The following is a 1,266-nucleotide window of genomic DNA, read 5'->3' as shown; positions in this document are numbered from 1 at the left end:
CGCCTGGGCCGATCAGTCCGCTGACGATCCCGACCCGCATGCCCTCGGCCTGACAGCGCGCCATCTCGCCTATGTCATCTACACATCGGGATCCACCGGCACGCCGAAGGGCGTCATGGTCGAGCATCGGAACACAGTGAACCTGCTGCATTGGAGTGGCGGCGTGTTTGCCGAATCAGAGATCAGGCGCACGCTGTTCTCGACCTCGATCAGTTTTGATCTGTCCGTCTATGAGTGCTTCGTTCCGCTGTCGCAAGGAAGCACTCTTTATCTTGCCGAGGATGCACTGAAGCTGGCCCGAACGTCCGTGGATGCCTCCTTGATCAACACGGTCCCGTCGGCGATTACCGCTCTGCTCAACCAGAAAGCCGTGCCGGCATCGGCAAGCGTCATCAATTTGGCGGGCGAGCGGGTGAAGGCAGACCTAATCGAGAGGATATTCGAGAGCACGCGCGTCCAGAAGATTTGCACTCTGTACGCCCCTTCGGAGACAACGACGTACTCGACTTGGATTTGCATCCCGAGGGGGCAGGCTGTTGTCGAAACGATCGGCCGTCCGATTGCGAACACGCGGATCTATCTTCTAGACGGTCATGGCGCACCCGTTCCGTTTGGTGCGGTTGGCGAGCTTTATATCGGCGGGGCGGGGGTGGCTCGCGGCTACCTGAACCGTCCGGATCTGACGGCGGAGCGGTTCCTGGCGGATCCGTTCAGCGGCAAGGCCGGCGCCCGGATGTACCGGAGCGGCGACCTGGCGCGCTACCTGCCGGACGGCAATCTCGAGTTTCTGGGCCGCAACGACGACCAGGTGAAGATCCGCGGCTTCCGCATCGAGCCGGGCGAGATCGCCGCCCGGCTGCTGGAGCATGAGCTTGTCGGCGATGCCGCGGTGGTGGCGCACGCGGATGCGGCGGGCGACAAGCGGCTCGTCGCCTATGTGGTTGTGAAGATGACGGACGGGTCGGCTGAAGCCGATGGCGCCGGGCTTGCTTCGTCGTTGCGGGCGCATCTGGGTGGCCTGCTGCCGGACTACATGGTGCCGTCGGCGTTCGTGCGGCTGGATGCACTGCCGCTGACGGTGAACGGCAAGCTCGACCGCAAGGCGCTGCCAGTCCCCGACGACGATGCCTATGCGCGTCGGGCCTATGAGGCGCCGCAGGGCGAGATCGAGACGCTGCTGGCCGGGATCTGGGCCGAGCTTCTCGGCGTCGAGCGGGTCGGGCGCCACGACAACTTCTTCGAGCTCGGCGGCCACTCATTGTTGGC

The 1,266-nt window shown here is 64.3% G+C and carries 1 protein-coding gene; it reads left to right on the top strand.

The genetic code is table 11. The features are described from left to right. On the top strand, positions 1-1,266 hold a 1,266-nt coding region (locus ACIPSK_RS32985; RefSeq protein ID WP_446533139.1), incomplete at both ends, for a non-ribosomal peptide synthetase.

Source organism: Rhizobium sp. LARHSG275, from assembly GCF_052871115.1.
This window is presented reverse-complemented; position numbering and strand designations above follow the sequence as displayed.